A 19,517-nucleotide genomic window follows, 5' to 3' on the forward strand; every position below is an offset into this window, starting at 1 on the left:
TCTGCCATGACGTCCTTACATCCGTGAGATAGCAATCCTGGCGTCTGAAAGCCTGTTGGATCGACCTCACCTTCTTACAACGATCCTCTCAATAGAGGCCAGACATCCGCGATTAACGCAATATCTTCAATACAACAGGGTGGAACAGATGAACATTAACAAAACCGGAAAACGCGGAGGCAGCGAAAACAAACCGTGCCCGTAGCTGCAACAAGAGTAAAACTCTGGCAGTCATTTGAATAGAACCGCCGCTCAGCTCGCTTGCGCTGAGTTCATCGCCAGCAAGCTTGCCAGACCATATGGCAACGCGGAAAGCATCAAGCATACTATCTGAACGCCATTTTTCATTTTCTCCAACCAGTTCCACTGCGGTACTGATTTGGGAACATCTTGCTGCGCGTCAAGAGACACTCACAGCCGATATGACCCTTTAATGGGCAAAATCTATAGTCCAAACCCATTTTCTCAGGCAAAAGTACCAATTTTTACTAATGCAAAATCAACTTTGTGTTTTTATACTGCCTGCTGGAAATACACTGACAGTATAAAAACGGTCGCCTTTTGCATGGACACGTAACTGTTTGCCCGCAAATACCCAGCAACCTCTCGTTGGTCTCTCAGAGATGTGCGGAGCATATTGACACATATGCAACCAAGTCAACAGATACAAGCATATATGTGTGACACCAACACTCCGAGTGAGACACACAAGCGGTTTTGCATACCTAACCAGCAGCGACGACATGAATAGCGCACCGACCGACAGTGAAAGTAAAAAATCGATGGATTTTTTGACCAGTCTGGGACAACGAATTGCTGCGATGGCCGATCTGGTCGGCAGCAAGAAAAAACTCGCCGATGCCGCAGGTATCTCGGAGTCACAACTCTATCGTTGCATCAAGGGTGCCAGTGCGACAACCGTTGAGCCTCTGGTCGCCATGGCCAAGGCAGCGAATGTTTCTATTGAATGGGCGGTATCCGGTGAAGGGCTGATGCATGCGGATCAATATGACACCTTGTCTGCCAACGACAGCAAGCTGAAATCGATCCCTTGCTATACCGCCTCTCACCAGCATTGCCAAACCCGGACAGCGAGTCCGGAATTTGCACTGCCGAGCCACTGGGTCAAACAGCGAGGTCTGAACGACCAGTCTCTGGTGATACTGACGGCCAGGGGCGACAGTATGAATCCGACCATTCCCGACGGCAGCCTGGTGCTGATCGACACCCAGAACAGGTCGCTTCTGGATGGTCGCCTCTATGCCTTGCGGGAAGAAAATTTCGAAATGATCAAACGCATCCAGAGAGTACCGGGACAAGGGGTCTGGCTACTGTCGGACAACAAGCACTACAACGACGTATTACTGGAACAAAACGACATGAACCAGCTGGAAATTATCGGTCGGGTTGTCTGGATCGGCACCGATGTGTGAGGCCTGGTTCAGGTATCAACGGATCGGCGCGCCCGAATCGCAATCAAAACACCGGCCACAATCAGCCCCATGGCCAGCAACATCAAGGTTGTTAAACGCTCGGATAACACCAGCGCCCCCATCAATACTGCCAGCCCCGGCACCAATAGCTGTACCTGAGCAGCACGATGGATCCCCAGCCAGGGCAAAACCCGATACCAGCCAAAGTAACCCAGCCCTGAGGCGATGGCACCCGATATCACTGCAAGCAGCAAAGGCCGCCAATTCGACAACTCGGGCTCAACCGTAAAAGGTATTAATAGTATCGACAGCAGACTAGCAGCGACAAAGGCAGCTTGCACATCTGCCAAAGGTGTTGACGAACCCTGGCCCAGCACCACAAAACCAGTCCAACCGAGTGCAGCCGTGACCATTAACAGCACTGCCCACCAGGAAGACAGTGCACTGCCAGGCAGCAGCAGCAAGGCCAGCCCGGTAATCGAGACCAACATCCCCACCAGCTGCCAGGCTCCAGGCCGTGCGCCGCGCCAGATATTTACCCATTGCAGCCCAAGCTGTACTGTGGCGAACAATACGAAAGCCCCGACACCGGTATCCAGACTGACATACGCCATGGAAAATGCCGACGCATAAACAAATAACCCCAGCCCCAGTAACCAGAAGCGCCGGCTGTTCGGGCAGACACAATTGCGGCTCCCCAAGCGGATATTCTGATACCACAGCAACACACTCAATATCACCGCACCCGCCACCAGACGGATGATCGTAAAGCTTTCGGAATCAAAACTGTATTCCCTCAAAGCCCAGCGGCATAAAAGAGAATTGGCTGCAAAAGCCAGTAATACCAGCGCGGTCTGAACCACCATCATATGCTCACTTATTATTAACTTTATTAGCAAAACGGCAATATTGACTTCATTGCTGGACTATCTCTGAAAATCATCTTGCTTCGCTAGATTCATGCTGAATCAGCAGGTACAAGTACCCTACGCTTGCGGTGTACATCCTGCACTGAACAAGCTACAAACGAAAACAGAGGAGCCCTCGACAACAGATCCCGTTGATAGACAATAACGGAATACCCGAGACGAGTATTAACGTCGCAATTGAATATCTCAACAGCAATACCACGACTCAACAGCTGGTGAAAACGTTTCTAGCAGGCTGTTGAAATTCTTATTCGCTTTGCTGACAGAAGCTTTTCAACTCGCTAAATCACGCTTATTTGGTTGTTTTTTGAGTGGTTTTTCCACCGGAAACAGGATGATCCATCCCGTTTCCGGTCATCAGACGGATTGACCCTGTAACTTGGACATTCGCACCAGGTTATAAGCCATCATGGTCATCTCAAGAACACTGTTGACCTTCGCAAGTCCTCTCACTTTTAACTGCCGTAAGTGGCCGACGGTCTTACCCCAGCCGAAAGGTTCCTCGACACGTTTACGCACAATCTGACTGGCGGCATAACCCGCTTTGTTACTGGTTCGACCATCGATGGCTGAGCCACCTGACCGTTTGTCATTGCGAGCAACATGGGGCGTGATGCGGTGCTTCCTGCATTCCTTCACAAACCCTTTGGTGTCGTAGTTTTTATCCGCACCCACGGTTTTACGATGAGCTCCCGGCAGTGCTTTTAAAAGCCCTTGGGCGACGTCTCTTTCCGCTGTTCCGGTCGCCAGACTGGCTTGTGTCGCAACGATCAAACCATTCCGATTTTCCATGACAGTGTGTCCCATGAAGGATAATCGGGCCTCTTGTCCTTTGGATTTTTTGAACAGCCTCGCATCCGGATCCGTGGTTGATTCATGCGTGTCATTACGGCGTTTGGTGCCACGAAAGTTCTCTTCCTGATTGCGTCCGGATGGCCCTTCGCCCTTATCCTGATCGTCATCAGATTGCTTTGGCCGAAAACTCTTTTGGGAAGCCCAGGCCTGCATCAATGTGCCATCGACACTAAAATGATCGTTCGACAGGAGTTGTTGTTTTCGGGCTGTGGCAATCACCTCGGCGAATAATTCGGTGCTGACGTCATGGCGGATCAAACGATCCCGATTGACGCTGAAAGTCGAATGATCCCAGACCGGATCATCAATACTCAAACCAATAAACCAGCGATAAAGCATGTTGTACTGAATCTGCTCGACCAGTTGCCGTTCGCTGCGAATACTGAAGAGGATTTGCAGCAGCAAGGCTCTCAATAGACGCTCCGGAGGAATAGATTCCCGGCCACGCTCGGAATAGATCAGGCTGAGTTTCCAATCGATATTGGTGAGCGCCTGATCAAACAGGATTTTGATGGATCTCAAAGGGTGATCCTGTGGAACCAGTTCATCCAGTTTGATGGTGGTGAACAAGGCTTCTTGGGTAATGTCAGCGCCACGCATGGGAGTCCGGGAATCCATTGAAAAAGAGTATTGTATCGAAGCCAGTAGGCATCAGGGATAAAATCAACGGCCTGCTAGGCCGCAAGTACAGGGTAATCATGACCGAACGTCGGAGTTGATAAGTCACTTATGAATATTTTCAGATCATTTTTAACGCAGTCATCGTCACGCCGATAGATTGTCAATAGCCGGTTAAAAGCGCAACAAGTTCAGGTGGCCCCTGAACACGACCACAGAGATGATTCTGTCGCTTATCAGGGAGATATCGATGAATGCGTTTATAAAAGCAGCAGAAATTTGGGTACCAAACCATACGGAGTCTGACCGCTCCAGTCATTTACACGCTGCAGCCAGTTACTACGGAGAACTGGGCCATTTTGCCGAAATCAGTGCGACCATGACCTTTGGTTATGGCGAGGGTTTACCTGGTAGTGCCTGGCAATGTGGCCACCCGGTTCTCTGGTCTGATCTCAGAAGTGACCGCTTCAAACGCAGCAATTTTATTTCTGATACTGGAATAGACTCAGGTCTTGCAATTCCGATCTTTGCCGGTGATTTTCTTCAAGCGGTTGTGGTGCTCTTTTGTGGTAACCCCGGAACCGCCAGTGGCGCTGTCGAAATCTGGCAAAATGATACCCAAAGCCCACAGCAGTTAAACCTGATGGATGGTTATTACGGTGTACTGGAGCAATTTGCCGCCATATCTCGCAATATGACCATCCAACAGGGAGAAAGTCTGCCAGGCAAGGCATGGCAGCTGGATCAGCCACTGTTACTACAGAATCTGGCGAATCGTCACTGCTTTATCCGTGCTCATCCCGCCGAAGAATGCGGGCTCGCAACCGGCCTCGCTTTGCCGTATATCGATAATCACAGGAATGGCCATGTGGTGTGCCTGTTATCCACACTGGGTACGCCTATCGCCAGCCAATATGAAGTCTGGCTGCCAGATGGCAACCAGCTGAAATTCCACGATGGCTTTGCCATTGATGGCTCAGATCTCCACCAGCGCTATGATGGGGATCAGATTGAGCGTGGAGAAGGTCAGCTTGGCAAAGTCTGGCTCAGTGGTGTCCCCCATCTGGCCAGTCGGAATCTGACCGCTCCCATACTGTGTTTACCCGTAATCAATGCCGGTCGCTTGAGCGGCATTGTTCGCCTGGTTCTATAACAACGCGGAAGCACACGCCCACCTGCTCCTGCGCCTGGTGTGCAGGAGTCACCTAACCCGAAGGGGCCGTTCCAATCAGGCCGACGTTATGCAACCTTCCTGTCAACCTGGTATCTCATGCGTAGATCGACACCCAGTCACTGCATTTTTTCAGCCGGTTTGATCTGTGGTTCTGTAACCACAGACAGAGCAAGCCAGCTATGTCCCCTATACGAACAACAGCGACGAGTGCAGTCCGTAAGGAACCCCAGGTTTGATTCATCACCTAGCCAGCAGAGATAACCCATGATTAAAAAGTCTGCCCTGATCCTGATCAGTGCACTCACCCTGAATAGCCTGATTGCCAGCGCCAATCCATCACCACACTGGAGTTACGAGGGTGACGATGGCCCCGAGCATTGGGCCACCCTATCTGCAGACTATACAAGCTGCGGCAGTGGCCTGAACCAATCGCCATTGAATCTGACCGAGATGATCGCAGCCGATCAGATACCTCTGGTCTTGAATTACCATCCCGGCGGCAAGGAAATCCTCAACAACGGTCACACGGTGCAGGTGAATTACGCCGCGGGCAATACCTTGAATGTGGGTTTTCGCAGCTTTAACCTGATTCAGTTCCATTTCCACACGCCGGCTGAAAACCGTATCGAAGGCAAGTCGTATCCCATGGCCATGCATCTTGTCCATGCCACTCCGGAAGGTCGGCTGGCGGTGCTGGCCATCATGTTCCAGGCTGGTGAAGAAAATAAGGAATTGGCCAAAGTCTGGGGCGACCTTCCCCTGCCTGGTGAGAAAAAGGAATTGGACAACGGGCTGGACATATCAAAACTGCTGCCCGAATCCCTGGATTACATACAATACAACGGCTCCCTGACGACCCCACCCTGTACTGAAGGCGTCAGCTGGTTTGTACTGAAAACCCCGATTGAAGCCTCTGCTGATCAAATTGCCGCCTTCACACGTTTGATCGGTGAAAACAGCCGTCCGATTCAGCCCCTGAATGCCCGAGTAGTTATCCAGTAGCCCGCCATATCACCCTGGCCGCTAAACAAAAAAAGCCCGCAGCGGTTATCGCTGCGGGCTTTTTCCATTCTTTGCAACAACAGACTGTCGAGCCCAGACAGGCTGTTGATGCATTGAATACTTGACGATAATCAGAGGCGTTCCCACACGGTGGCGATACCCTGACCCAAACCAATACACATGGTCGAGACGCCATAGCGTCCACCTTCCTGCTCAAGCACGTTGATCAGAGTGGTGGAAATACGGGCACCGGAACACCCCAGCGGGTGACCCAGAGCAATCGCACCGCCATGGATATTGATACGATTTTCAGCAATTTCGGTTAGCTTCAGATCCTTGATACAAGGGAGTGACTGGGCCGCAAAGGCTTCGTTCAATTCCCAGTAATCAATATCCGTGGTCTCCAGACCAGCACGCTTCAAGGCTTTTTTGGTCGCTGGCACCGGGCCGTAACCCATAATCGCCGCATCCACACCGGCAACCGCCATGGAAACGATACGAGCGCGCGGCTTGAGGCCCAGCTCTTCGGCTTTTTCAGCACTCATCAACAACATCGCAGCAGCGCCGTCAGTGATCTGGGAAGACGTACCCGCCGTCACCGTACCACTCTTGGGATCAAATGCCGGACGCAAGGCACCCAGGGTCTGTAACGTGGTTTCCGGGCGAATGGTTTCATCTTCACTGATCAGCACCTGTTTGCCATCCGCATCGTGGCCATAAATCGGTACGATTTCATTCTTGAACTTGCCATCCAGCGTTGCCTGGTGGGCACGTTGATGCGACCGCACCGCAAAGGCATCCTGCTGATCACGACTGATGCCATGCATCTTGCCGAGCATTTCTGCGGTCAGGCCCATCATGTTGGAGGCCTTGGCAAAGTGCTTGGACGATGCCGGATTATGATCAAAGCCATGGGTCATTTCTACGTGGCCCATATGCTCTACACCACCCACCACAAACACATCACCGTTGCCGGTCATGATCGCCTGGGCAGCGGTGTGAATGGCGCTCATGGCAGAACCACACAGGCGGTTAACAGTTTGCGCACCGGCTTCTTTGGGAACTTTGGTCAGCAGACCAATTTGACGAGCAACGTTAAAGCCTTGCTCTTTGGTCTGATTCACACAGCCCCAGATGATGTCTTCCACCAGCTTGGGCGGGACATCCGGGTTACGTTCAAACAGCGCGTCGATAATCGTGGCTGACAGGGTTTCGGCCCGCACATGGCGAAAGGCACCACCACGGGAACGGCCCATGGGCGTACGAACCGCGTCGATCACTACAACGTCTTTGGGATTCAGGGTTGTCATAAATTTCTCCAGGTTCGCTCTTATTCCGCACTGTCTGTCGTGACGGGGGCGTTGGCTGCTGCCGGGAAGTAGGATTCACCATTGGCGGCCATAACACGCATCCGGTCAGTCGGCTCATACAGTTTGCCCAGATGAGCAAATGTGTCGCACAGGGCGACGAAGCTGGCCAGGCCAACAGTATCCATGTAACGACAGGCACCACCACGGAATGGCGGAAAACCAATACCGAAGATCAGGCCCATATCCGCTTCTGCTGCCGTATCCACAATGCCTTCTTCCAAACAGCGGGCAACCTCGATACACATCGGAATCATACAGCGGGCAATTATCTCGTCGGCGTCAAACTCAGTCGCAGCAGCCACAACCGGTTTGATCAGCTCATAGGTTTGCTCATCAACGACTTTTTTGGGCTTGCCCTTCTTGTCGGTTTCGTATTTGTAGAAACCAACACCGTTCTTCTGGCCATAACGATTGTTTTCAAACATCACTTCCATGGAAGTTTTGTAATCGGCTTTCATGCGATCCGGGAAGCCTGCTGCCATCACTTCGTTGGCGTGAACACCGGTATCAATACCAACGACGTCCAGCAGGTAAGCAGGGCCCATTGGGAAACCGAACTTTTCCATCACCTTGTCGATTTTCTGGAAATCAGCACCATCCCGTACCAGAGCCGCAAAACCGGCGAAATACGGGAACAGTACCCGGTTCACCAGAAAGCCGGGGCAGTCGTTGACGACAATCGGGGTCTTGCCCATTTTTTTGGCGTAGGCAACGACGGTCGCAACCGCTTCAGCAGAGGTTTTTGATCCACGAATCACTTCCACCAGCGGCATCATATGTACCGGGTTAAAGAAGTGCATGCCAAGGAAGTTTTGCGGCCGCTTGAGGTCTGCCGCAAGCAGGTCAATAGAAATGGTCGAGGTGTTGGAAGTGACGATGGTATCGTCGCTGACCTTGTCTTCCAGTTCCGCCAGAACGGCTTTTTTGACGTTCGGGTTTTCAACCACCGCTTCTACCACGGTATTCACAGCGCCGAAGTCGCCGTAGCTCAGGGTTGGGCGAATACGGTTCAGTGATTCGCCCATTTTCAGAGCCGTCATTTTGCCTTTTTCGACGCGCCGGGAAAGCAGCTTGTTAGCCTCGTTCAGGCCCAGTTCAATACCGGCTTCGTTGATGTCTTTCATCAGGATCGGCGTGCCTTTATAGGCGCTCTGGTAGGCAATTCCACCGCCCATGATACCGGCACCCAACACCGCAGCCATGTTGGTTGGCTTGGCGATCTTGTCGTATTCCTTGGCTTTCTTTTTCAACAGCTGATCGTTCAGGAACAAACCGATCAATGCCTGGCTTTCAGTGGTTTTAGCCAGCGTTGCAAAGCCTTTGGATTCCACTACCAGCGCTTTGTCGCGGCTCATGGAGCAATGCTTTTGCATCGTTTTGATGGCGGTGATCGGCGCCGGGTAATGACCCTTGGTCTGCCCCATCACAAAGCCCTTGGCCGTTTCGAACACCATCATCGATTCCATGGTGTTCAGCGTCAGCTTGGCGGTTTTTTCAGCCCGGCGTTGCTGCCAGTTGATGGCACCAGCAATTGCAGATTTGAGCATTTCAAGCGCCTGTGGGCGCAGTGTGTCAGCACTGAATACTGCATCCACGGCACCGTCGGCCAGCGCCTTGTCGGCTTTCTGCTCGTTGCCCATGCAAATCCATTCGATCGCATTGTCGGCACCAATCACACGCGGCAAGCGCACGGTGCCGCCGAAGCCAGGCATAATGCCCAGTTTGACTTCCGGCAGACCAATTTTTGCACTGTCTGCCATCACCCGAATATCGGTGGACAGCACCAGCTCCATACCCCCCCCCAACGCAACACCGTTGATCACTGACAAGGTCGGTACTGGCAAGTCTTCAAGTGCCGAAAATACACTGTTGGCATAGCCCAACCACTCAACGATCGTCTCTTCAGGGCCGGCAAAATAACTGCCGAATTCGGTGATATCGGCACCCACGATAAACGAGTCTTTGCCAGACGTTAGCAGCACGCCCTTGACTGCATCATTGGCGGCAATCGCAACAGTGGCAGCCTGTAATTCTTCCAGCGTGGCACGGTTGAATTTGTTGACGGACTCGCCTTGCAGGTCGAACCTGAGTTCGGCGATGTCACCTTCGATCATGCTGACCGTGATGGCTTTACCTTCGTAAATCATCAACTGATCTCCAAGTGGTGGTTAGCGTAAGGACTGCCTGTTGACAATCCGATCCATTATTAGTGCGTTTGCATCATGTTCTGATTGGTCATAATGCAGCACAGCCGTTTCAAACATTCGATTAATACGACCGTTTGAATTCTGTAGCAACCTTCGTTGAATCGAGGAATAAAGTCAATAGCAAGATTAGACCCTCATGACAGCACCACAATAATGACTCGCTACTAAACAGGTCAGTGACTGTTCGCGCCAATGACGGCTGCGGCTAAGCATCAATGGCTACGCCACAAAGCAGGGATTAACAAAAGCACGGCCAAAATCGGCAATGATGCGACTGGCAATACATCCAGACGAGCCAAGTTGAATATCTGCTTTAATATAGTTACTTTTCGTATCAAAGCGTTCTACTACCAACGTACGAGATCGCGACATTTGCTAGCAGATACCGTAGTATTGTTCGAACCAGCTTTACTTGCAGCGATGCGTCCATCCTGCCTTTTGAGAGCATTTTTCTCATCATCAGACAGACGGTGCTGCTGAAGACCATAAAAATAATCATAAAAAGACTGAGGTCATGATGACTAGATATCTCCAATCGCTGGGCCTTGCCCTGGCACTCCTGCTGACATCCGTCTCCTCCCATGCGGCCGCCAATGAGCTGATGATCCAGCTACAGCATATGCGCCTCGCCTCGATTGGTGTGATGACTGACTTTTTTATGTATACCGGCCTGGATGGTGACAGCAAGTACGGTCGCCGTATGAATGCCGATATGGAATCGTTTAATGCGTCACTAGCCCAAGCACGGGAAAACGTTGCCAGCCAAGAACTGATCAGTCACCTGAACGATATTGAGCAAGAATGGCTGAGCTTTACCCAGTCACTGAACAGCAACCGCAACCTGGTTGAAAACCAGGGTTTTCCAAGCGTTCAGATGGTTGACGAGCTGGGTCGCCTCAACAACGCGCTGGTTACTCGTATTTCAGCGGCCTACCACCAGGTTGCCGGAGTCAGTGATACCAACCCGGCGATAGAAAAAGTCCGTGATATGGCCATGCTGTTGCAGGAAATGACCACCCAGTATGCGGCATCGGCCGCCATGGATGACTCCGAGGTTTATCTGGGTGAATACAAGCGCACCATGCAGAAGATGACTTCGGATTTTGAATTCCGACTGGCAGATCTCAAAGCCGTGGCGTACCAGCGCTCCACTCATATTCTGATGGACAACATCAACAGCAAGTGGCGTTTTCTGCGCAATTCCATTACCCGTCAACACGAAATGGATGTTCCTTTCCTGGTGATCAGTTACAACGATCGTATTATTCGCCACTTGGAAGAACTGGAAGGCAAGATTGGCAGTTGATCTGATCCAACCGATCCGACACCCATAAAAAGTAGCCCTCATCAGGCTACTTTTTTATGGCCAGCATTTATTGGTCGCTCATCAGGCCAAAACAGCCAGTGCGGTCAACACCTGTAGATATCCTTCGGCACTGGCGGCTTTTCGCTCTGCCGGAATCAGACTGACCCGGTTTTCATACAGTTCCAGTAACAGGACGTCATCATTCAGACCCGTCAGCGCTGCTCGAATGCCAGCCCCAAGCGACTCGGCCAACGCCAACCGCTGCTCTTGACCCTGCGCCGGGTCACCCGGTAAATCATGCCACGACAGTCCTTGCGGCAATCCGGCAGTTTCCCACGCCGGTTGGCCGACGATACGAAACAACAGCTGCTGACGGGGCTTGCCCTCGTCATGCGCTGGCTGCCGGAACACCAGCGTGTAACAAGTACCGGTAATATTTTCCCGCACCCCGGTTTTGGCGGCGTCTGCCTGAAACGTATGATGACGAACCTGCAGCCCTGCCTTGATGGCATCAAGCCGCAACGCCGCCAGGCGGGAATCTCGCGGGCTGGGTTTCATCCAGTAGACAGACCCGAACACCACCAGCACCACCGCAAGCGGGATAAGCCAGCTCACGATGCCATTTCCTCAAGTTCCAGCCAACGCTCTTCCAGTTGCTCGATTGCTGTTTCAGCGGCTGCCAGCTCCGCCAGCACAGCCTGCACAGAGTCGGCATCGCCAGCATAAAAATCCGCAGCATGAGTCGTCGCCGCCAGTGCATCTCGCCGAGCTTCGGCAGCAGCAATCTGCTCCGGTAGCTGATCCAGTTCGCGCTGCAGTTTGTAGGAGAGTTTTTTGGCTGCCGGTGGCTTAGCTGGCGCAGGCGCCACTGCTGCCGCCTTTGGTGTCGACTTTTGTGATTGTTTTTGCTGTTTACCGGCTTTTTGGCTTGCCTTGGTGGCGGCCTGTTTGGCCAGATGGCGGGCTTCCCAGTCGGAGTACCCACCGGTCTGTTCGTCAATATGGCCATCACCTTCAAACACCAGCAACTGGGTAACCACGTTATCGAGGAAAGCCCGGTCGTGACTGACCAGTAACAGGGTGCCCTGATATTCCATCAGCCGTTCTTCCAACAGTTCCAGGGTTTCTACATCCAGGTCGTTGGTCGGCTCATCCATCACCAGCAGATTGCATGGCTTCAGGAACAGCTTGGCCAGCAAGACCCGGTTACGTTCACCACCCGACAAGGCCCGAACCGGTGTGCGGGCACGTTCCGGGGGAAACAGGAAATCCCCCAGGTAACCGATCACATGGCGGCTCTGGCCGTTCACTTCGACATGATCCTTGCCATCAGCGACGTTATCGGCGATCGATTTGTTGCCATCCAGCATATGCCGGGACTGATCGAAGTAGGCCACTTCCAGTTTGGTGCCAACCCTGAGTTCACCGGACTGGGGTTGCAGCTGTCCCAGCAGCAGCTTTAACAGGGTACTTTTACCTGCACCGTTGGGGCCAACCAGCCCGATGCGATCACCACGCTGAATAATGGTAGAAAAATGGGCCACTTGGGGCTGGTCACCCCAGGCATAGCTGATGTCCGTCGCTTCAAAGACAATTTTCCCGGACGAATCGGTACTGGTCATATTGATATTGGCGGTACCTTGACGCTCACGGCGAGCACCACGTTCGTTACGCATTTCTTTCAGCCGTTCAACTCGGCCTTCATTCCTGGTGCGGCGCGCCTTGATCCCTTGGCGAATCCATTTTTCTTCCTCCGCCAGACGCTTGTCGAACAGCGCATTCTGGGTCGCCTCGTCTTCGAGACGTTTTTCCCGATATTCAATAAAGCTGAGATAGTCACCTTGCCAAATGTAGACATGGCCACGGTCGAGCTCAACAATGCGGGTCGCCAGGCTTTGCACAAAGGCCCGGTCGTGGCTGATAAACACCAGCGTGCCACTGAATTGCTTGAGTTGCTCTTCGAGCCACTTGATCGTGGCGATATCCATGTGGTTGGTTGGTTCGTCCAGAATCAGCAGATCCGGCTCAACCACCAGAGCTCTGGCCAACATAACCCGACGTTGCCAGCCACCGCTCAGCTCGGCAAAACTGCGTTCAGCGGGTAAATCCAGGCGCTGAATAATCGCCTCGACCTTTTGCTGCCAACTCCAGCCGTCATTGGCTTCGATGCGGGTTTGCAGTTTTTCCATCAGGTTGAGATCCGCGTGCTCTCCCTTGTGAGTTTCTTCATGATAGCGGGCAATGTCTTCACCCACCTGCCCCAACCCCTGGGCAACCACATCGTAAACCGGAATATCCACTTTTTCTGGCAGCGCCTGCTGCAGCGTTGCCATACTCAACATGTCGAGACGCTGAATAACCCCATCGTCTGTTGTCACTTCACCGGTCAGGACTTTCAGCAAGGTTGACTTGCCCTCGCCATTACGGCCAACGATACAGACCCGCTCGCCGGAGTGGATATCCAGATCCACCTTATCGAGCAGTACATGATCACCAAAGGCCAACTCGGCCTGTTTTAAACTCACCAACACCATACAAACCGCCTGCAAACCGACAGAATCGCATCCCGAATACGCAATATACCGGGCCAAGCGCGCAGTTTACTGGTGCTGCCGCCACCTTAACAGGCAAACCGCCATCAGATTGCAAAGTATTGGGGACATCTATTTAATCCGGTGCTCACTCTGGGCTACCAGATGCTTTCGAATCACGAAGCCGACTTGCAGGCCTGACGGGTCACGTCAAACGTCGGCGACACAGCGTCGAGATCATCCGGCAGCCCCCGCAGGGCGCGGGTTGCCGCCGTCCAGTGCGGTGTTGACGAATGTGAAAAGGACGCGTCCTTTCGCTGCATTCGCCGCCTCGCCCTGCACAACGGCAACACTCGCGCAGAGCCGTGCAGGATTAAATAGATGTCCCCTATTTGTAAACATCCAGGCCAAAGTGAATTATCCTTCACGGCACACTGTAACATCGCCATCTGCAGGCCGGACTGGCATCAGGATTTGTATGGAAAGGACGGAATACCATGTCGATTACGCTTAACCGTGGCTACCTTGCCGCTGCCGCCGTTATCATTGCAACCGCCGTATGGATGTTGCTGGGATCGGATGCCGAACCAGCAGCAGATACCGCCATACCGCAGGAAACATCACGGCTTGCCAGGGTACAGGTCGAAGACCTGATCCCGGTTCAGCATGTCCGTTCGATCAAGTTATCAGGCAAGCTGGCGGCGAATCGTACCGTAACCATCAAGTCCGAATTGAGAGCCAGGGTTGACGCTATTCATGCTCACAAAGGCCAGAGAGTCAGGCGTGGCCAGCTGCTGCTCGAGCTTGACCGACGCGATTGGCCTGCCCGAGTGCAACAGGCCCAGGCCAATTTGCGTCAGCGTCAATTGGAACAACACAGCGTGACTCAGCTAAAAAAACAGGGGCTGGCCAACGAATCTCTGTTGGCCCAGGCCGACACGGCATTGGCAAATGCGCAAGCCGAGTTGACTGCGGCGCAACTACAAGTCGATGCGGCAGCCGTTCATGCGCCGTTTGATGGCGTCATCAACAACCGGATGGTAGAGCTGGGTGCCTTCGTCAAGGACGGTGATCCGCTGCTGGAGTTGGTTGATTTTGCTCCGTATCTGGTGACAGCCCAGGTCGCGGAAAATGACGTCAGCCTGCTCAGCCCCGGTATGCCTGGTCAGGCAAGGTTGTTATCCGGGCACGTGGTTAGCGGCACAATCCGCTTTGTTTCATCCCTCGCCAATGCAGCAACCCGAACCTTTACGGTTGAGCTGGAACTGGCCAATCCGGAACACCAGCCGATCCCGGCCGGGCAGAGCGCCCAGCTGATCGTGCCATTGGGGGAGCGTCAGGCTTATCATATTTCGCCCGCCTTACTGGTACTGGATGCCGCTGGCAAGATGGGCCTCAAGGTCGTTAATCAGGATAACCGGGTTGAGTTTGTCAGTGTCGATTTGGAAGGTGCTGATCAGAATGGTGTTTGGGTCTACGGCCCCGAATCCATCCGCCTGATTACCCAGGGCGCCGGTTTTGTTCAGCCCGGACAGCAGGTTGAAGCGGTCATCCGGGTGACGACCAGCCAGCCAACGGGAGAATAATCATGTACGCCCTGATCGATGCAGCGCTCAGCCGTGCCCGCACAGTGATGATGGTGTTTGTGCTGGTTATGCTGGTTGGCCTGTCGGTGCTGGTCTCCATTCCCAAAGAAAGCTCACCCGACGTCACCGTACCGTTTGTTTATGTGTCAGTAGCGCACGATGGTATCTCCCCGGAGGATGCCGACACCCTGCTCTACAAGCCGCTCGAACGTGAATTACGAGGACTCGACGGCCTGAAAGAAATGGTCTCGACCGCCACCACCGGGCACCTGTCAATCGTGCTGGAATTCTACACCGACGTTGATATTGACCAGGCACTGCTCGACGTGCGCCAAAAAGTAGATGATGCCCGCGGTGATCTGCCAGAAGACAGCCATGAACCCAGAGTCCTGGAAATCAACGTGGCGCTGTTTCCGGTGGCTGTTGTTACCCTCTCGGGTGACGTCAGTGAAACCGAACTCTACGCCGTTGCCAATGACTTGCAGGATCGTCTCGAAGCACTGCCAGGCGTACTGGAAGCCGCGATTAAAGGCAAACGGGAAGAAATTGCTGAAATTGTGGTCGATCCGGTGCGCATGGATAACTACCAGTTGTCGATGGCGGAACTGTCCAGCCTGGTTGCCAACAACAGCTCGCTGGTTGCCAGCGAAGACCTGCAAAACGAGGCTGGCCGCTTCAGCATCAAGATTCCGGGACTGGTCGAAAACATCAGCGATATCCTCGACATGCCGGTCAAGGTCAGTGGTGACCAGGTCGTGCTGTTCCGGGACATCGCCGTTGGCCGTTTGGCCTACAAGGATCGCGACAGCAGCGCCCGCATCAATGGCCGGCCCGCTGTGACACTGGAAATCAAAAAACGTATTGGCTCCAACATCATTGATACCATCAGCCAGGTGCGCGATGTCATCGATAGCGTGAAGCCGTATTGGCCAGCGGGTATTGATGCCAGCATCATTCAGGATGAATCCAGCGAAATCAAGAGCATGCTCAACGACCTGTTTAACAACGTGCTGGTCGCCACTCTGATGGTGATTATTCTGGTATTGGGCAGCCTCGGTATTCGCAACTCGATACTGGTGGGGCTGGCCATACCCGGTGCATTTCTGATGGGACTTATTTGGCTCAGCCTTACAGGCAATACCATGAACATGGTGGTGCTGTTTGCGCTGATACTCTCGGTCGGCATGCTGGTTGATGGTGCCATTGTCGTGACCGAGTACGCCGACCGGCGACTGGCCGATGGCGCCACACCCAAACAGGCTTATGCCGATGCCGCCAAGCGTATGGCCTGGCCCATCACCGCCTCAACGGCCACCACTCTGGCGGTCTTTCTGCCCCTGTTATTCTGGCCTGGCACCACCGGCGACTTTATGAAATATCTGCCGCTAACGCTGCTTTATACCCTGACCGCATCGCTGATTATGGCACTGATTGTGGTGCCAACCCTGGGCTCGATTATCAGCCGTAGTGGCGGTTATGAAGATAACACCATCGCCAGACTGAAAGCCGCCGAACGCGGCGACTTCGACCATATCGGCGGTTTCACCGGAGGCTATGTCCGGGTACTTCGAGCGGCATTAAATCGTCCTCTGATGGTGCTGTTTCTGTGCCTGCTGACGTTGGTCGTATCATTTGTCTTTTACGGCAAACATGGTCACGGGGTGGAGTTTTTTCCGGATGTTGATTCCGATATCGGCCTGGTGGATGTCCGCGCCCGAGGCAACCTGTCCATTCAGGAGCGCGAAGCACTGGTGTTGCAGGTAGAACAGCAAATTTTTGCGATCACCGACGTCGAATCCATCTACACCACGACGTTCGCCAAAGCCCCGAACGACTCTGCTCCAGATCTGGTCGGACGTATTCAGATCGGGCTGGCAGACTGGGAACAACGCCGTCCCGCCAATACGGTACTGGCAGAGATTGAAGCACGCAGCGCTTCGATACCGGGCATTATTGTCGAAACCCAGAAAAAACAGGGTGGCCCACCTGGCGGAGCGGATATCCAGCTGCAACTGACGGCCAATACTGGCGAGGCCATTATTCCCTTGCTGGAACAGGTTCGAACCCTCTTTGAACAGGATCCTGAACTCAAGGATATCCGCGACGACCGCCCGCTTGAGGGCATTGAATGGCAGCTCACCGTCAACCGCGAGCAGGCCAGCCGCTATGGTGCCAGTATTTCGGCCACCGGTGGCATGATCCGGATGCTGACCGGCGGCCAGAAAGTCGGCTCCTTTCAACCCGACTTCACCGATGACGAAGTGGATATTGTCTTGCGCTACCCGGAAGCCCGTCGAACCCTGGACGACCTGGATGGCTTTAACGTTTCAACCGCTTATGGCCTGGTGCCCGTCTCACAGTTTTTGACCCAGACCGCCGAGCCACGCTCCGGTGATCTGGTGCGTATCGACGGCAAACGCCGCTACCGCCTGACGGCTAACGTGCACGACGGTGTCAACGTCAACGCCAAGATCCAACAGCTCAGCGAACAGATGAAAGATCTCGACTGGCGCAGTGCCGGGGTCGAACCCAGGTTCCGGGGTGATTTTGAACAAATGGCAGAAACCGGCAGCTTCCTGGCAACCGCCTTCTCCATCGCCATTTTTATGATGGCCACCATCCTGGTGACCCAGTTCAACAGTTTTTACCAGGCTACCTTGATTATGAGCGCCATTATCCTGTCGATTGTCGGAGTGCTGATGGGCTTGTTGATTCGGGGAGAAGCGTTCGGAATCGTGATGAGCGGTGTCGGCGTTATCGCCCTGGCAGGTATCGTCGTCAACAACAATATCGTTCTGATCGATACCTACAACCGCCTCCGCGACGAAGGTCTGGAAGCCGTCGACGCTGCCTTGCGCACCGGAGCCCAGCGTCTGCGCCCGGTCTTGCTGACCGCCGTCACCACCGTCCTTGGGCTGATACCCATGGTCATGCAATGGAATATCGATCTGATTCACCAACACACCAGCGTCGGTGCCCCCTCGTCACAATGGTGGACCCAGCTATCGACCGCTATTGCCGGAGGGCTTACCTTTGCCACCGTATTGACCCTGATTCTGACCCCGTGCCTGCTGATTCTGGTTGACCGCCGGGCCAACCCGGTAAAGCCACCACAGGAATCGGTAAAAACTGGCTGAATTTTACGCAAGTTACTGAATAAATTTAAAAAAACAAAGATTTGTGTTTGACAAAGAGAGCGTCACGAGTAGAATGCCCACTCGCTTTTGAGACCAAGGGTGATTAGCTCAGCTGGGAGAGCATCTGCCTTACAAGCAGAGGGTCGGCGGTTCGATCCCGTCATCACCCACCAAAAGTGAAATCTGAAAGAATTGGACTGGTAGTTCAGTTGGTTAGAATACCGGCCTGTCACGCCGGGGGTCGCGGGTTCGAGTCCCGTCCAGTCCGCCAATTCTTGTCAGTAGCGTGATATCAGGGTGATTAGCTCAGCTGGGAGAGCATCTGCCTTACAAGCAGAGGGTCGGCGGTTCGATCCCGTCATCACCCACCAAACCTTTTGATGTGGTTTGAACATCAAAGCAGTGGACTGGTAGTTCAGTTGGTTAGAATACCGGCCTGTCACGCCGGGGGTCGCGGGTTCGAGTCCCGTCCAGTCCGCCATCTACGCCATCAGCGGTGTAGATAGAGTTTAGATTTTGATTGCTGTACAAAGCGTACTGCAGCAAAAGATAAAACCCAGACAATGGGTGATTAGCTCAGCTGGGAGAGCATCTGCCTTACAAGCAGAGGGTCGGCGGTTCGATCCCGTCATCACCCACCAAACCTTTTGATGTGGTTTGAACATCAAAGCAGTGGACTGGTAGTTCAGTTGGTTAGAATACCGGCCTGTCACGCCGGGGGTCGCGGGTTCGAGTCCCGTCCAGTCCGCCATCTTTTCCGATGTAAAAGGAATGTAGAAAGACGGTCGTCAATACGATCAGTAGAGTCTCTCTGGTTCGCCAGCCTCACTATCTTGCCTACGAATAACGATTCATCCCGCAGTCTGATTTCTCTGAAACGGTTTACCGTTGCTTCCCTCAAAAGACAGAATGATTTCTCAGGCAACACAGCGCCGGCCAATATTGCCGATCATCGCTACCGCCTGCATTGCCTAAGCCTCGTTTTTGGTCACTGATATAGTCTGTTTGGCGTTGGTTACTGCTAGCAGTAACGCCGCGACAGTGGTTACCATCATGTATTTTTGTCTGACAGCGATTGTTTTAGCCCGCTATGACTCAAATACCCGGATAAACCAGCACTCTTCTATCACCGCCAGGTAATACCTCTGCTGCCAACCACTGGCACTCTGGGTATTCTCAAACCGGATTAAACCGTCTTCACAACGGAATACCCGCGCCCACTACAGGGTTTGGTATTGGTTATTACAGGCCAAGAACACGGGCATTCAAACGATTGTGGTCTTTCATGACATCAGACCGGTGAGTCCATTTTTCTGTGAAGCAATTCATGCACTTGTCACAGATAAAGGCTAACTTCAGCCCTGCTTGA

At 53.2% G+C, this 19,517-nt stretch carries 14 protein-coding genes and 6 tRNA genes; 12 read left to right on the plus strand and 8 right to left on the minus strand.

Annotation, left to right across the window (positions count from 1 at the left end):
• Nucleotides 1-112 precede the first annotated feature (112 nt).
• On the minus strand, nt 113-367 hold the full coding sequence (locus SOJ49_RS12160) for a hypothetical protein (protein WP_369854776.1): 255 nt from the start codon (nt 365-367) through the stop codon (nt 113-115).
• Nucleotides 368-743: 376 nt separating this feature from the next.
• Between SOJ49_RS12160 and SOJ49_RS12165 the strand changes: the two genes are divergently transcribed.
• The gene (locus tag SOJ49_RS12165) at nt 744-1,433 is read left to right on the plus strand and encodes a helix-turn-helix transcriptional regulator (RefSeq protein WP_369854777.1); all 690 of its coding nucleotides are present in this window, start codon (nt 744-746) and stop codon (nt 1,431-1,433) included.
• 8 nt (nt 1,434-1,441) lie between these two features.
• Here SOJ49_RS12165 and SOJ49_RS12170 read toward each other — a convergent pair whose 3' ends face one another.
• Nucleotides 1,442-2,302 carry a DMT family transporter gene (locus tag SOJ49_RS12170; protein ID WP_369854778.1) on the minus strand — a complete coding sequence of 287 codons (861 nt, stop codon included), beginning with the start codon at nt 2,300-2,302 and terminating at the stop codon, nt 1,442-1,444.
• A gap of 417 nt (nt 2,303-2,719) precedes the next feature.
• Nucleotides 2,720-3,817 (minus strand): IS5 family transposase, encoded by a 1,098-nt coding sequence (locus tag SOJ49_RS12175; RefSeq protein ID WP_369854779.1) that lies wholly within the window; start codon nt 3,815-3,817, stop codon nt 2,720-2,722.
• Between the two features lie 268 nt (nt 3,818-4,085).
• Between SOJ49_RS12175 and SOJ49_RS12180 the strand changes: the two genes are divergently transcribed.
• Nucleotides 4,086-4,988 carry a GAF domain-containing protein gene (locus SOJ49_RS12180; RefSeq protein ID WP_369854780.1) on the plus strand — a complete coding sequence of 301 codons (903 nt, stop codon included), beginning with the start codon at nt 4,086-4,088 and terminating at the stop codon, nt 4,986-4,988.
• A 285-nt stretch (nt 4,989-5,273) separates the two neighbouring features.
• Entirely contained in the window at nt 5,274-6,011 is a 738-nt protein-coding gene (locus SOJ49_RS12185) for a carbonic anhydrase (protein ID WP_369854781.1), read from the plus strand.
• A gap of 131 nt (nt 6,012-6,142) precedes the next feature.
• On the opposite strand, the gene fadA is transcribed toward SOJ49_RS12185, so the two are convergent.
• Nucleotides 6,143-7,321, minus strand: a complete 1,179-nt coding sequence (gene fadA, locus SOJ49_RS12190) for an acetyl-CoA C-acyltransferase FadA (RefSeq protein WP_369854782.1) — start codon at nt 7,319-7,321, stop codon at nt 6,143-6,145.
• A gap of 20 nt (nt 7,322-7,341) precedes the next feature.
• The gene (gene fadB, locus SOJ49_RS12195; protein ID WP_369854783.1) at nt 7,342-9,528 is read right to left on the minus strand and encodes a fatty acid oxidation complex subunit alpha FadB; all 2,187 of its coding nucleotides are present in this window, start codon (nt 9,526-9,528) and stop codon (nt 7,342-7,344) included.
• 577 nt (nt 9,529-10,105) lie between these two features.
• Between fadB and SOJ49_RS12200 the strand changes: the two genes are divergently transcribed.
• Entirely contained in the window at nt 10,106-10,894 is a 789-nt protein-coding gene (locus tag SOJ49_RS12200) for a hypothetical protein (RefSeq protein ID WP_369854784.1), read from the plus strand.
• A gap of 81 nt (nt 10,895-10,975) precedes the next feature.
• Here SOJ49_RS12200 and SOJ49_RS12205 read toward each other — a convergent pair whose 3' ends face one another.
• From SOJ49_RS12205 to SOJ49_RS12215, 3 genes are all read right to left on the minus strand, one after another.
• Nucleotides 10,976-11,509, minus strand: a complete 534-nt coding sequence (locus SOJ49_RS12205) for a hypothetical protein (RefSeq protein WP_369854785.1) — start codon at nt 11,507-11,509, stop codon at nt 10,976-10,978.
• The gene (locus SOJ49_RS12210) at nt 11,506-13,428 is read right to left on the minus strand and encodes an ATP-binding cassette domain-containing protein (RefSeq protein ID WP_369854786.1); all 1,923 of its coding nucleotides are present in this window, start codon (nt 13,426-13,428) and stop codon (nt 11,506-11,508) included. Before SOJ49_RS12210 ends, SOJ49_RS12205 begins: the two co-directional genes overlap by 4 nt.
• A gap of 173 nt (nt 13,429-13,601) precedes the next feature.
• Complete coding sequence (locus SOJ49_RS12215; protein ID WP_369854787.1) at nt 13,602-13,748, minus strand: hypothetical protein; 147 nt, start codon at nt 13,746-13,748, stop codon at nt 13,602-13,604.
• A gap of 174 nt (nt 13,749-13,922) precedes the next feature.
• Between SOJ49_RS12215 and SOJ49_RS12220 the strand changes: the two genes are divergently transcribed.
• From SOJ49_RS12220 to SOJ49_RS12255, 8 genes are all read left to right on the plus strand, one after another.
• A complete protein-coding gene (locus SOJ49_RS12220; RefSeq protein ID WP_369854788.1) occupies nt 13,923-15,011 on the plus strand; it encodes an efflux RND transporter periplasmic adaptor subunit in 1,089 nt (362 codons plus the stop codon).
• A gap of 2 nt (nt 15,012-15,013) precedes the next feature.
• Nucleotides 15,014-18,148, plus strand: coding sequence for an efflux RND transporter permease subunit (locus tag SOJ49_RS12225; protein ID WP_369854789.1), 3,135 nt, complete (start codon nt 15,014-15,016; stop codon nt 18,146-18,148).
• 97 nt (nt 18,149-18,245) lie between these two features.
• Nucleotides 18,246-18,321: transfer RNA gene (locus tag SOJ49_RS12230), tRNA-Val, on the plus strand.
• A gap of 21 nt (nt 18,322-18,342) precedes the next feature.
• Nucleotides 18,343-18,419: transfer RNA gene (locus tag SOJ49_RS12235), tRNA-Asp, on the plus strand.
• A 24-nt stretch (nt 18,420-18,443) separates the two neighbouring features.
• Nucleotides 18,444-18,519 (plus strand) — tRNA-Val (locus tag SOJ49_RS12240).
• 33 nt (nt 18,520-18,552) lie between these two features.
• Nucleotides 18,553-18,629 (plus strand) — tRNA-Asp (locus tag SOJ49_RS12245).
• A gap of 84 nt (nt 18,630-18,713) precedes the next feature.
• Nucleotides 18,714-18,789, plus strand: a tRNA-Val gene (locus SOJ49_RS12250).
• 33 nt (nt 18,790-18,822) lie between these two features.
• A tRNA-Asp gene (locus SOJ49_RS12255) sits at nt 18,823-18,899 on the plus strand.
• Nucleotides 18,900-19,517 lie beyond the last annotated feature (618 nt).

The organism is Candidatus Thalassolituus haligoni (assembly GCF_041222825.1).
In the GTDB taxonomy this organism is placed as follows: Bacteria; Pseudomonadota; Gammaproteobacteria; order Pseudomonadales; family Oceanobacteraceae; genus Oceanobacter; species Oceanobacter antarcticus.